We start from the raw sequence: 13,482 nt of genomic DNA, 5'->3' as shown, positions 1-13,482 counted from the left end.
TCAACCCTAGATATCCACCTACGACTAAGATTAGAAAGGATTAGATCGCCTCTGACACAGTGTTAATCCCAAATAGTGGTAAACCAGCATTGTTGAGTCCAACTGCGACAACCCCTACGAGGACAAGAAAGACGAGCCGGTTGATATCAAAAAGACGCTCAGTGAATGGCGGATTCGATTTAGTGGAGGACATGATTCTTGTGTGTTAGAATAATCGGTGAACCTATGAGTATTTTGTGAGGGAATTGGTCGCTGCGATCAAAAAAGGAGTACCATATTTTCAATTCAATAGCAACAATCCAGGAACGAGACAATCTCCGAACCTCGCTTCTTCTATTAACACCCGTGTACCAGCCACTCGTCTTCACAATGCATTGAGAGCACCGGTCGCAACTTCTGGCGCATGGCCGGACGATACCACAAAGACGGTCGCACCGATTCTCGACGGGAACCCCAACCAGAATCAGTTGAAACGCTCAGTCGATCAGTTGGTCCGGATACCAGTCTATTCCCTCGTTAACGTCTCTTTGCAGTATGTCTTTCTCTTCAGCCTCTCTGGCAGTCCAAGATGTGGCCTCAACTCCGGTGACGGCCGAGATGCTCGTCGTTTTCGCACTCATTCTCCTCGCACTCGTGCTGTTTGCGACCGAATGGTTTCCGATCGACGTCACTGCCATCCTGGTGATGGTTTTGTTGATGGTTCTCGAACCGTGGACACAAATCTCTCCGCAAGAGGGTATCTCGGGATTTGCCAACCCTGCCACGATTACTGTACTGGCCATGCTCATCCTGAGCACGGGGATCAACCGAACCGGCATCGTCCAACTGATCGGTCGGAAGATGGCCGCGTTCGCCGGTACCGACCAGCGCAAGCAACTTGCCACGACGATCGGCGTCACCGGGCCGGTTTCGGGGCTCATCAACAATACGCCCGTCGTTGCTATTCTGGTCCCGGTCATCGCCGATCTCGCACACAACGGCAAGACATCACCGTCAAAGCTGCTCATCCCGCTGTCGTTCGCCTCGATGCTCGGGGGAACGCTGACGCTCATCGGAACGTCGACGAACATTCTCGCCAGCAATATTGCAGCCCAACTCGGTGCAGAGTCACCCAACCTCGGGTTGCACGCGTTCGGGATGTTCGAGTTCACCAAACTCGGCATTGTCGTTTTCGCGGTCGGCGCCGTCTATCTCATGACGGTCGGCGTTCGGTTACTTCCCAAGCGGATTCCAGCCGACGAGGACCTCGTCGAGGAGTATGCTCTCCAGGAGTACCTCGCAGACGTCGTCGCTCCGGCGAATTCGTCGTTGATCGGGCAGTCTGTCGAGGAAGCGTTCGGTGAGGATGACCTCGACATCGACGTGTTACAGTTGATTCGAGACGGGGAGCGCTTCTCCGACCCGCTGGCGCGCAAGGAGATTCGCGAGAACGACACGCTCCGGCTCAGAACGAACCGGGAGACGCTCGAACACATCATGGACGCGGAAGGACTCACGCTAGTGGGAGGTCCCCGAACCGAAGACGACCTCCATCCGGACGAGGAGGAACCCGTCCTCGTTGAAGTGGTCGTTCCGTCGGGTTCGTTCCTCGTCAGCGAAACCCTTGCGAGTTCGACCTTCCGACAGCGCTACGACGCGAACGTCCTCGCCTTTCGCACTCGTGGTGACGTCGTCCGGGATCGATTCGAAGATATCCGTATTCGAGTCGGTGACACGCTCCTGGTACAGGCACCACCCGATAGCCTCACTCGACTCGTCGAGAACGAGGACTTCATCATCGCCCACGAGTTCGACGAGGTGACCTATCGGAGCGAGAAGATCCCGTTCGCGGTCGGCATCATCGCCGGCGTGGTCGCGCTCCCAGCGCTGAACATCCTCCCGATTGTCGTCTCAGCGTTAGCGGGGGTGGTGGCGATGGTCTTCACCGGTGTTCTCAAACCGACCGAACTCTATTCGTCTGTCGAGTGGAACGTGATCTTCCTCCTCGCAGGTGTTATCCCGCTGGGAATCGCCCTTCAGCAGACTTGGGCTGCTGCGCTTCTCGGGGGCGCCGTCGCCTCGACGGCGACATTCCTGCCCACGATCGGCGTCCTGTGGGTGTTCTATCTCGCGACCGGCCTGTTGACGAGCGTCATCAGCAACAACGCGAGCGTCGTATTGATGATTCCCGTCGCTGCCAGCGCCGCCCAGTCGATCGGGGCGAACGCGTTCGCGTTCGTCCTGGCCGTTACGTTCGCGGCCTCGACAGCGTTTATGACCCCGATCGGGTATCAGACGAATCTCTTCGTCTACGGGCCTGGTGGCTACACATTTTCAGACTTCCTCCGCGTCGGCGCGCCGTTGCAGTTCCTTCTGTCGATCGTCACTGTCCTCGGGATCGCGTTCTTCTGGGGCGTCCGTGTATGAGCTGGGTCCCCGGATCGAGGACCGCTCCTGAGCGCCCAACAGCGACGCTGCCGTGAACGGTCGGAGGATTTCGGGGCAGTTTCGCTGTTCGTCGCTCGTCCGTACGGGACCGTCGATCCAGCCTGCGGTTTTATCCGACGGCTGTGACAACTGTTCCTATGGCCGATCAGTCCGTCGACGCCGAACCCGCTGGCCGGAATATCGCTGGTGAGGCTCCCGTCGAAGAGCCGGAAGCCGTCACCGACGACACGACCGTCCACGACGACGACGTCGAGCTCGAACGGACCATCGGGCTGGTCGGCGGATTAGCGATCGGGATCGGTACCATGATCGGTGCGGGTATCTTCGTCTTCCCGGGGCTGGCGGCCGCCAACGCCGGTCTCGCAGCCACCCTCTCGTTTGCGATAGGCGGGCTGATCGCGTTGCTCGTGGCGCTACCAACCTCGGAACTCGCCACGGCGATGCCCCGGAGCGGTGGCGGCTACTACTTCGTCTCGCGGGGGATGGGGTCAGCCTACGGTGCGATCGTCGGGCTGGGGCTGTGGCTAGGCCTGATGTTCGCCGCCGCGTTCTATCTCGTCGGGCTCGGTCACTACGCGAGCGCCGTGTTCGCCGAACTCGGTTTTGGACTCCCGTTCAGTCCCGTTGTCGGGATTGGACTGCTGTTCGGGGCAGCTCTGACGGCGGTGAGCATCGGCGGCACAGAGAACACCTCGAAGATTCAGAACGTGGTGGTGGGAATCCTCCTCGTGGTGCTCACGGGCTTTCTTTCGTACGGTGTCCTCGACGCTGTGGGCGTGTTCGGAGGTGGAACCGTTCCGGAGCAGTTCTTTTCCAGAGGATACTTTCCGGTGTTGACGACCGCGGCGCTCGTGTTCACGTCGTACCTGGGGTTCGCCCAGGTCGCGACCGTTGCGGGCGAGATCAAACAGCCGGGTCGGAACCTCCCGCTGGCGATGGTCGGTTCGGTCCTGATCGTCACGGTCTTCTACGTCGTGACGATCTTCGTCGCGACCAGCGCGTTCGGTGCCGACCGGCTGGGGCAGTTCGGGGAGACGGCGATGGTCGAGGTGGCACGCGACTTCCTCGGGCTGCCGGGTGCGATCGCGATTCTGGGCGCCGGGCTGTTGGCGACGTTCTCCAGCGCGAACGCGTCGATCCTCAGCGCCTCGCGAGCGGTGTATGCGCTGAGCCGTGATGCCTTACTCCCCAGAAAGGCGAGCCAAGTCAACCTCAGGTACGGCACGCCACACGTCGCGCTGCTCGCTGCTGGAGGACCGATCCTCGTCCTCGTCGCGACCGGTCAGGTCGAACTGCTCGCGGAGGTCGCCTCGTTCCTCCATCTGATCATGTACGGACTGATGTGCGTCGCGCTGCTCGTGTTACGACGGCGCAATCCCGAGTGGTACTCTCCCAGCTACCGTGTTCCCGGATATCCGGTGGTTCCGGCGGTGGGTGCCCTCGCGAGCTTCGGATTGATCGCCTTCATGCAACCCGCATCAATTGGCATCGGTATCGTGATCATGATCGTGTCCTACGTGTGGTACCGATATTACGCGGGAAGCGTTACCCTCAAAGGAGACATCTGACAATGATAGACCAGCCATCGATACTCATCCCGATCCGCGTGCTCGAAGGAGAATCGGTCCCAGAGGGTGTGCCCGAACTCCTCGCGAACGCCAACGTCGTATTGCTTGGTTATCATGTCATCCCGGAACAGACGGCACCGGGACAGGCACAAATGCAGTTTGAGGAGCGGGCCACCCAGCGGCTCGACAAATACGAGCGGATTTTCGAGGAGGCGGGGGCGACCGTCGAGCGGCGCCTCGTGTTCACCCACGACGGGCAGAAGACGATCGATCGCACGATTGCTGAGCACGACTGCATGGCCGTTCTCGTCCCGAACGCGACAGGCCCGGTCGAAGACGTACTGGTTGCTGTCCGTGGTGCCGTCGGGATTGACCGTCTTGCCCGTGTCGTCGCCGGCGTGTTCGGGGACACGGATGCCGCCGTGACGTTATATCACGTCGCGGATGAGGACGAAACGGACGACGATATCCAGACACTCCTTGATGGGGTGACAGACCGATTGGCAGAATTCGGCATGGACGCGTCGACTATCGAGACACGGATCGATCGCGACCAAGATACCCTCGACGCGATCGTGGACGTAGCTGACACGTTCGATGTGGTGGTCATGGGTGAATCCGACCCGTCTCTGGCGACGTTCGTGTTCGGGATGCCAGCCGACCAAGTCGCCGATCGGTTTCTCGGTCCGGTATTCGTGGTTCAGCGCGAACCAGCTTCGGACGATGAGGCGGAGTAAGGAGAGTACGGAAATAACCGTGATTGAAACCGCTCCAACGGAGTTTGCGACGAGTGGATTGGGGGGGGGCGTACACACTCCGAACTACCAAAGAACAACATATTTAAAATAGGCTTGGAACTTTGATACAATGGTCGGCAACGCCGACGACCGCGTGTATTACGTGATCAGCGACCTCCATATCGGCGGCGACGAGCAACTGGAAGAGCTCCCGTTTCTCGACGAGTTACTCCACTTCCTCGAGCGGCTAGAAAAGACTGACGAAAGCGTCGAACTCGTGATCAACGGCGATGCCTTCGGGCTCTGGGAGTTCACAACCGTCGAAGGGATGAGGAAGTTCGATATTCTTGTGGAAACGTACCCAGCATTGTTCGAGCAGTTGCGTGCAACCGGCGAGATCATCCCCATCACCCTGTTGCCGGGCAACCACGACCACGAACTCGCGGCCTACGACGAGTACGTCGAGCGCTTCGCAGAGTACAACGTCACCCTCGTCCAGACGGAGTCAATCACACGCCCGGTCGGCGACCGCGCGATCCACTTCGAGCACGGCCACCAGCAGGATCCAAACAACCGAATCGAAGACTGGGGGAACCCCAATGCGACCCCGATCGGCTACTACTACAACACGCTCGTGACCAGCCGGGCGGGTCAGCTCTCCGACCGGGGGCGAGGTCGATACAACTGGCTGAAGGATCTCCAGGCGGTTACACCGACCGAGCGGATGCCGGTGTGGCTGCTCTCGAAGTACTTCTACCGCGAGATGAACCCGCTTCTGCGATACGCCTTGGTCCCGTTCCTGCTTCTATTCAACGTCAGTGCCGTCCTCGCGGTACTCGCCGGACTCGATCTGATCGGTGTCTGGTCGACACCCGTCGAGTGGACCACTGCGTTCCTCGGTCAGTTTGGCACTGCCGGGACTGTGGTCTGGTTCCTGCTCGCGATCAACGTGTCCGTCGCTGGACTGCTGTTGCTCGTGGGCGTTCCGTTGCATCTCCTTCGTCGGGACATCAGGAAGACGATCGGCCGTTTCGGTGTCTTCGAGACCGAACTCACCGTCGACACCGAGGCTCCCTACGAGGAAGCCGCCCGCAAAATCTTCGCCGAGCGTCCAGAGACGGCAATCTTCTGCCACGGCCACACTCACCGCCCGACGGTCCAAGAAGTCGGAGAAGGGCTGCTCGTCAACAGCGGAACGTGGCTCAAGCGCCTCCACCGTCGTGACGGCATCATCGGACTCCTCCCGTCGGTTTTCTATCCGTCATACCAGCTGTGCGCCGTCCGCATCGCCGTAGAATCCGAGCACGTGACAGTCGAGTTCGAAGCGATCGAAAAGCCGAGCCCCGGAACGGAGGAGCTCACCCTCACCGAGCGCCTTCTCACGCTCGGTCGGAAACCGAAGCCACAGCTTCCCCGCCGAGCAGTTGTTGAGGATACGCCGCCTGAATCGACCCCAGAGGTGGTTGAATGAGCGGCCAAGGATGATGAGCAGTCGGCCCGAGTCCCGGCTATTCTTCGTTTGGAGCAGAATCGTCGTCTGTGTCGCCGACTCGCTTCTCCACATTAACGCTGTACTCCGAAAGGATATCACGGCCGAGCAACACTGGGTATTCCATGTGGCTGCGGTCTTCGATGCTCGCAGCGACCGTGTGTCGAGTGCCGCCGATTCCGATTACGACGTCAACGACGGGACGGCTGCGGCTCGATCCAGTGGTCGCCGATCTAACGGTAGTAGTGGTCTGAACCGGTCCGGCTCCGATCGCCGCCGCAATATCCGTGTCGATACTCGTCCGGCTGGCACCTGTGTCCGCCTTTGCGATAATCCGCTCAGATCCCGAGGTCCCACTTACGACGATATGTTCAGTATACCCAATTGTCACGTCACCTTGGGGGTGACACTCGATTGGCGTGGGTTTGCACGATGGTTCGGAATCGTCCAAGCGCATGGCGATATCGCTGACGCGATCCGCATCGATGTCACGGCCAGCGGTTTCGATAGCCAGTTTCGCAATGTAGGGGGCGACGCTTCGGCCGGTCGCTTCGAACAGTGCTTTAAATCCGGCCGTCGTATTCACCTCCAAGACCGACCATCCGTCATCGCCCTCGACCAAGTCGACGCCAGCGTAGTCAAGCCCGAGAACGTCGGTGGCCTCCCGTGCGAGGGTGGCCACCTCCGACGAGAGTGTGTCGGTTGCGTTCTCGACATCCCCTCCAAGCGAGGCATTGGTTCGCCAGTCGTCGTCAGGAGCGTACCGGTACATTGCGCCGATGATTTCATCGCCGACGATATAGACTCGGAGATCGCGATGGCGCTCGAAGTCGCTTTCGAGAAGGGTTTGGAGAAACGCTTGACGCTGTCCGACCCGGGCTCTGAGCGGTTGTGAGGTGTCAACTTTCCATGTTCCGCCACCATGGGTGCCAATTGCAGTCTTGTAGACGCATTCCGGGCCGAACTGTTCTTGGGCTTCGTTGAGCCGGGACGAGTGGAGCGCCAGCAACGCATCAGGGACGCCCTCGCGGGCGAGTTGCGTCGCCGCTGCGAATTTGTGAATCGCTGTGAGGACGGGAAGTGGTCGATTGAGCATCGGCCCAAGGCCGGCGTAACAATGGAGCAGTCCTAATTTCTCCTAGGGGTGGTCCGTGTTCGTTAGGAGGAGTCGGTTGACAAGAACATCGACTGCGGGATCCGGCTGGACGTGGGTGGAGTCGATTCGGATGGTTCTGTTTTCGTCGCGCAACCAGATCGGCTCGTGCCCAAGGTCCTCGACGGCATTGAGAATCGCTTTGGTCTCTTTGCTATTGTGCAGGCTCAACACCCCGACGCTGATCGATTCACTCGCCGCCATTGCAACGTGAATAGGGGCATCACGTGGATAGTAGTCCCGGATTTCTTGGCAAGGATGTGTTTTGATCACGCTCAATCTGATCGGTCGTACCCTGATCAGGACAGGGTTGAAGTCCCATCATCAGATTGATATCACAATTTCTGTTGACATTGTGACCATCACCAGCGGCCAAGTGTTCGAATTTCTGACCGGTGTTCTTTGACGTGATGGAGCAGCCGCTCCGAGATAGTGATTAGGACCGGCTTGCCGCGATCGTCGCAGCCGGGTACTGGGACGTTCTATCGTTCGGAAGTGGCTGGCTGGTCCCTAATCATAATCATTATTTTCTATTAATCGAATAGTGGAATCAGCTAAGATTGAGGTTGGGTCTTGGCCGTCGGAGTCTCTCTGGCACCCCGCCGCCCTGGATGACGGTAAAGGCATGCATCAAATCCGTTCGAGAGATAATCCCGACGAGAGTTCCCGTGTCGTCGACGACGGGCAGGCGGCCGACGTTGTGCTGTTGCATGCGCTGGAGCACCACCATCGCGTCAGCGTCGGGCATGACCGTCTGAATATCGGTCGACATCACGTCCTCGACACGGTATGCGTCCTGTTCGATCTCGTCGACGTCGGCTGCATCCTCCAGCGTGACCATGCCGACGAGGTCGTCGTTCCGCACCACGGGATAGCCGATGTGGCGCTCGTCGAACATCCGATTCACGAGGTCACTAATCGAGGTATCCTCGGTAACCGTCTTGAGGTCCTCCTTGTCCGTCATTACATCGCCGACGATCATCCCTTCGAATGCTGCCTTGATGGTGGTCGGTTGTGCCTTGCTAACATATTACTCCGCCAGTCTACCCAAGAGCGAGAGCGGTTCAAACACCTCCCCTAGTACCATATGAAACTGGATCAAAGCTTCTCTGCATCCCGGGCCTGCGCGGACCGTCTGCGGGACTATTCGAGACGGCGGTTGATCGCGCGTTCGAGGTCGTCCGGCAGATCCTCGCCCGCATCGGCGAGTTTGGAAGAAACGCGGTCGAGACGATCTTGGACGGTATCGAGGCTCTTATCGGCCCCGGCCCGATCGCCTGCCGCAGCCCGGTCGGCCGCGCATCGAGCCGCTTCAGCGACAGTCTCCAGTGCCCGAGCGAGTCCCTGGACGGCGTTCCATGAGCCGTTTTCAGATCGGCCCTTCGATTCGGAGCCGTCCGCGTCACTTCGGTCGTCGACAGCCGCCACAGCTGCGCTGGTTTCCTCGGCTACGTCCGCGAGGTACTCTGCGAGTGAGCCCTTCCCCGTCCACGGTTCCTCGATGCGGATTCTCGGTTCATCGGCTGGATTGACGCGGAAAGCCCCGATCTCGTCGTCGGCGTCTCTGACTTCCGTCGTGTAAGCCCCGCCGCGGTGAACGTACACCGCATCCGGCCCCGAAAGCGGTGCGTCGTACAGGCGGCCAGCGAAGTCATCCTCGATGGCTAGGTCCGTCAGATCGGCGTCGGTTCCCCCGGCGTCTACTTCGAGCTTCGTCGCGCTCTCGCGGGCGACCAGCGGAACTTCGCCATCGACGCCGGCTGTCGTCGCTCCGGTATCGTCGTCCGCCACGACGACAGTCTCGCTGTAGGGTTCGACCCCGGAGCAATTCACTACCAGGCAGTGTTCATCCTTCGGAACGTCCTGAACAACCACGAACCCGCCAAATGTCGGAACGGCCTCGGGCTCGCTCTCGAGGAGCGCAACTGCCTCGACGGAGACGTCCCGCGTGGTCAGTCCCTCGTCCTCGGGAGCGTCGTCATCGGTGACCGCCTCCGTTACTCGAGCAGCGATGGTGTTGATCGGCGCTGGCTCGCCGATGGCGTCGTAGCGGTCGGCCAATACCGCACGGTGGTTCGGGTCCGAGATGTCCGCCGCCGGGTCGTCATATCGGGGTTGGTCCCACAGGACGCCGGTCGTCGTGATGTGGTTCGCGATCGCGTCTTCGGCGAACGCGGGGGACCGAACTGGAGCGACAGGGCGGCGACGGTGTCTGGGCGACCGATCAGTACGGAATCCACACCGCTGAGACCACACGTTCGGACAGTTCGGTTGGAATCGTCTGTGTGTATCATCCGCAGATCACCAAGGATTTCGTCCTTCGTGGGGGAGACGATCTCGACGACGAGACCGAAGAGCGACTCAACGCAGCACTCTGGAGATATGGCGAGCGCGTCGCGACACTCATCGAAGACGAACTCGACGAGTTTATTCGCCGGACACAGGACTAGTCCTTCGTTCTCGTGGTCCGTCGACCGTGGACCGTACCGGCTGATCGGTGGAGAGGCGTTCGCTGAACCTGCTTTTCGAAGTCTATCCTGTGCGTTCGGGAGCACCCGTCACCGACCACAGGACTATCCGACTAGAGATCCAAAACCCAAGCATGGTAGATGACAAACAGGGCCGAGACGAGCAAGCGGATAACGAAAAACGTCGCCAGCGAGAGCGGATGCAAGAGGAGGCACGTACCCGCGCCGATGAAGAAGAGCCGATGCGCGTCGACCCTGGTGAGCAGCTCGGTGACCTTGATGAAGTACTCGAAACCCACGACTATCCGACGACAACGGATGAATTGGTCGAGGCCTATGGCGACTATGAGATCGAAACGCAGGGCGGGACGGAAACCCTCGATGAAGTACTTGCCGCAACCGATAACCAGACGTGCGACTCCGCCGATGACGTTCGAAGACGGCTACTGGGATTGATACATCGCTAAACCCTGTAGTCCCGATATTCACTACTGGCCGTCGTCTCATTGTCCACTCTTAGCTAGCTCCCGCCCGACGTTTCGGATATGGCTGCAGGAGTCGAGATGTTGTTGCTCAAGGTGCTGCCCGTGTTCATCATCGCGGCAGCCGTCGGATCGTCACCAAGGTCTGGTAGCATCCCTACACCATCGCACTCTTGCTGGCCGGACTGGCCGTGTCAGTATTGGGCGTCATCACCGAATTACTAACAATCGACATCTAACTCTCCCACGACATTATCTTCCTCGTTCTGCTCCCACCGCTCCTCTTCGAGGGCGCGGCCACTGCGGATTTAGCGAAGAGTTTTCCGAATAGAGAAGGGTGGGTTGGGACGGACAGCCTATGCATTGAGAGTACTAGTCTCAGCTTCTGTCGCAAGAGGGGTTGGGGTGGGAAGGGGTACAACCGGTCTGCGCGTTAGTACTACATGCTAACCTTGAAAGTAGGGGCGAAATGCCCCCGCCCTTCGAGCTTACGCCGGCACGACCGGCACGGGCAACTTACATACACCCACTGTATAGGCTTTGTGCTGATGACTGACGTGTGTCTGACTGAATTACAATACATCCCGCGAGAACACGGTGTGACATGGAACAGATTACGGTTCGAATCCCAGAGGACACGCTAGAGGATATAGGACAGGAGGCATCAGAACACGGCGACACACGGTCAGAAATATCGGAGGTTTCCTACCCGGAGAGTGTTGAGCAGCTTGGCGGCGGTCGGCGGCTTCTCTTAGAGTCGGAGACTCTTGGCCCCTTTCTTGGAAAGAATTGGTAACCTGTATGCTGTATCCCTATGGCTGGGTATCTTGCACACGCGCTGAAACCTATCACTATCTGAGTATTTCAACAAAGCCACTTTTTCACAAAATGCGAACGGGGGTGGAATCGAACCACCGGAGCCACAAAATGGCCGCCATCGACGCTGCTCAACGATGTTCGTGACCAGCTCTAACTAGCTGATCCGTGAGGCTTCCAAGTGAGGGAACACCATCTAACCCACCTCCGATAAAAGCCTTAACCATTTACCATAGATCCGCATTAGCGGTTCGACCATCTGAATACGAGATCTCGCACCTTCTCGCTATCAAAATAGAAGAGCGTGGCGACAAACAAAAGCGCAAGAATCGCGCCAAGCATCCCAAACAATTCGACAGCCTCCAGGACGACTAATGCCGCAACAAGCATCGTTAATCGAGACACAGCACTGTCTGAGAGTTTCACGCTCATATTTCTATATTTCGTTCCCAATAACAAAAATACAGAGGGGAAACAATCGCTCTGCCACTCCCATCCTAGGCAGTCAAATGCAAACTCCAGGAGAACTGCTGCGCGTTCGCCTGATGAGAAACCTAGTCCAGTGGAAGATTTTCCGGTCTATTCATCAAAGCAGGCCTCATATGCTAGGGCTTACTCCTTCTATATACAGTATAGTTGAACCATAGATTTGGAAAGAAACACAGAAGGGTATTGACTCACTATCCCCGGGATAAGTAAATGAGACAGTCGAGAGTAGACAAAATCGCCGAAAAAAGCGAAATGAAAGAAGCACTAACGACAGTGCTCTCGCAGTATGAGGAGAAGGATTCAGTCTCATGGCAAGACGTCCGAAACGAGATCACAAGTGGAGAATGGGGCCGACTTATAGAGACCGGAATACTCGAAGATGCAGATAACGGTGATGGATTCATCGTTGCAGATCCGAAAGCCGTTAGAAACGCCGTAGACGATATTGACCAGTCTTCAGATAGCGATAGCAGTTCGGTGCAGTTGGATGATGTAAGTACCACTGAGTGGACAATATACGATAAATTAGCAGCCGTAGGATCCATCGGGCTTTTTGCGGGCTATTCAATTTCTCAAGTCCGAAATATAGTTGGGTCAGCTGTCGATATTTTCTTGGGACCAATTAACAGCGTCGTTCCATTCTATGTCATGATCTTAATTGCAGCTATGATTACGGGTCTCTACTCTACGCTTTTGCAAGACAACTTGATGAATATGGAGAAGATGGGGGCCTACCAGCAGCGGATGAAAGATATTCAACAACGCCAGAAAGAAGCCAAAGAACGCGGCGATGAGGAGGCACAACAGCGCATTCGCGAAGAGCAGATGGATGCAATGGGTGATCAGGTGGGCATGTTCAAAGAGCAGTTCCGCCCGATGGTGTGGACGATGTTCATCACTATCCCTGTCTTCCTCTGGATGTATTGGATGATTGGTCCTGGTAAGTCGCCCGGTCATCTTGCTCCAGGCCAGGAGGCAATGGTTATGCCCCTCATTGGGAGTCTCAATTGGACAGATTCAGTTCTTGGCCCAATGCAGGCGTGGATTGTCTGGTACTTCCTCTGTTCAATGGCGTTTACCCAGCTTATTCGGAAGTCATTGAATATCCAGACAACACCAACATAGCGATCCCCATGTTCTCACCTAGAGAAAAACAACTTGTCCTCCCTCTAGGGGTTGTTATAGCACTTGCTATGGGCCTTTTGGCAGTTTGGACGAAAAGAGTATCTGGGATAGTTCCAACGATCATTCTAGTATTATCTTTCTTTGTATTTTACGCCATAATTTCATCTGTATCAGCTCGAGTATTTGATAAATATCTATAAATATTTACTTAGATAAACATCCTGCTGAGTTGCCGGAGAGTGTTACAGTTCTCTATTGAGATCTCCTAGGAAAATTCAAGTTGGGACAGTCGAGTGAGTCTGTTGGGGCAACGTCAGAAGCAGCATGGTCATCTCTACGGCGCTCCCCCTGACTTCACCCTCCCCGTCTCATCTTGTACGACTGTAACGACGACGGTTAGTCTATTGTTCTACTTCACTGCACAGTAGACGAGAGTACAACGTCACGAGTGTGAACCGAGAAACGAACCAATACCGTACATTTTTTGCCTCGTGCTACATCGAATAATTCGTCTGTGAAACAAAAGTAACAGACAACACGAATGGAACGACGTGATTCCATCATCGTCGCTTCCAGCTTGATCACCATGGGTGGAACGATAGTCGCTGCAAACAGTGCAGTGGGCTATCTGCTAATCATCAGTGGTGTTCTGGTATGGAAGTTGGACGAGTAGTAGAGTTCCAAGGCTCTACTCGTCCACATCTACCGTTTTTATCGTATTCGCTCGC

8 protein-coding genes and 4 pseudogenes are annotated in these 13,482 nt (G+C 57.1%); 8 read left to right on the top strand and 4 right to left on the bottom strand.

Annotation, left to right across the window (positions count from 1 at the left end):
• Positions 1-597: 597 nt before the first annotated feature.
• The 4 genes from LIW51_RS34290 to LIW51_RS34275 all read left to right on the top strand — a co-directional run bounded on the left by LIW51_RS34290 (position 598) and on the right by LIW51_RS34275 (position 6,203).
• Entirely contained in the window at positions 598-2,406 is a 1,809-nt protein-coding gene (locus tag LIW51_RS34290; RefSeq protein ID WP_227380537.1) for an SLC13 family permease, read from the top strand.
• 158 nt (positions 2,407-2,564) lie between these two features.
• Positions 2,565-3,995, top strand: a complete 1,431-nt coding sequence (locus tag LIW51_RS34285) for an APC family permease (protein ID WP_227380479.1) — start codon at positions 2,565-2,567, stop codon at positions 3,993-3,995.
• A 2-nt stretch (positions 3,996-3,997) separates the two neighbouring features.
• Complete coding sequence (locus tag LIW51_RS34280) at positions 3,998-4,732, top strand: universal stress protein (RefSeq protein WP_227380478.1); 735 nt, start codon at positions 3,998-4,000, stop codon at positions 4,730-4,732.
• A 130-nt stretch (positions 4,733-4,862) separates the two neighbouring features.
• Positions 4,863-6,203: a metallophosphoesterase gene (locus tag LIW51_RS34275; protein WP_227380477.1), complete on the top strand. Its 1,341-nt coding sequence runs from the start codon at positions 4,863-4,865 to the stop codon at positions 6,201-6,203.
• Between the two features lie 37 nt (positions 6,204-6,240).
• Here LIW51_RS34275 and LIW51_RS34270 read toward each other — a convergent pair.
• The 3 pseudogenes from LIW51_RS34270 to LIW51_RS34260 all read right to left on the bottom strand — a co-directional run.
• A pseudogene (locus LIW51_RS34270) lies at positions 6,241-7,578 on the bottom strand (putative ATP-dependent zinc protease).
• A gap of 346 nt (positions 7,579-7,924) precedes the next feature.
• Positions 7,925-8,395, bottom strand: a pseudogene (locus LIW51_RS34265) (CBS domain-containing protein); the annotation flags it as partial.
• Positions 8,396-8,517: 122 nt separating this feature from the next.
• Positions 8,518-9,552: pseudogene (locus LIW51_RS34260) on the bottom strand (hypothetical protein); the annotation flags it as partial.
• Between the two features lie 2 nt (positions 9,553-9,554).
• On the opposite strand from LIW51_RS34260, the pseudogene LIW51_RS34255 reads away from it, so the two are divergent.
• The 3 genes and pseudogenes from LIW51_RS34255 to LIW51_RS34240 all read left to right on the top strand — a co-directional run.
• Positions 9,555-9,824, top strand: a pseudogene (locus LIW51_RS34255) (DUF7539 family protein); the annotation flags it as partial.
• 152 nt (positions 9,825-9,976) lie between these two features.
• Entirely contained in the window at positions 9,977-10,309 is a 333-nt protein-coding gene (locus tag LIW51_RS34250; RefSeq protein ID WP_227380476.1) for a DUF5789 family protein, read from the top strand.
• Between the two features lie 619 nt (positions 10,310-10,928).
• Positions 10,929-11,120: a hypothetical protein gene (locus LIW51_RS34240; RefSeq protein ID WP_227380475.1), complete on the top strand. Its 192-nt coding sequence runs from the start codon at positions 10,929-10,931 to the stop codon at positions 11,118-11,120.
• Positions 11,121-11,383: 263 nt separating this feature from the next.
• On the opposite strand, the gene LIW51_RS34235 is transcribed toward LIW51_RS34240, so the two are convergent.
• Complete coding sequence (locus LIW51_RS34235) at positions 11,384-11,572, bottom strand: hypothetical protein (RefSeq protein ID WP_227380474.1); 189 nt, start codon at positions 11,570-11,572, stop codon at positions 11,384-11,386.
• Between the two features lie 267 nt (positions 11,573-11,839).
• Here LIW51_RS34235 and LIW51_RS34230 point away from each other — a divergent pair, with 267 nt between their 5' ends.
• On the top strand, positions 11,840-12,754 hold the full coding sequence (locus LIW51_RS34230; RefSeq protein ID WP_227380473.1) for a DUF106 domain-containing protein: 915 nt from the start codon (positions 11,840-11,842) through the stop codon (positions 12,752-12,754).
• Positions 12,755-13,482: the final 728 nt, after the last annotated feature.

The sequence above is a fragment of the Haladaptatus halobius genome (assembly GCF_020618475.1).
GTDB classification, from domain to species: domain Archaea; phylum Halobacteriota; class Halobacteria; order Halobacteriales; family Haladaptataceae; genus Haladaptatus; species Haladaptatus halobius.
The sequence above is the reverse complement of the archived record's forward strand: the minus strand, read 5'-3'. Positions and strand labels throughout refer to the sequence as shown.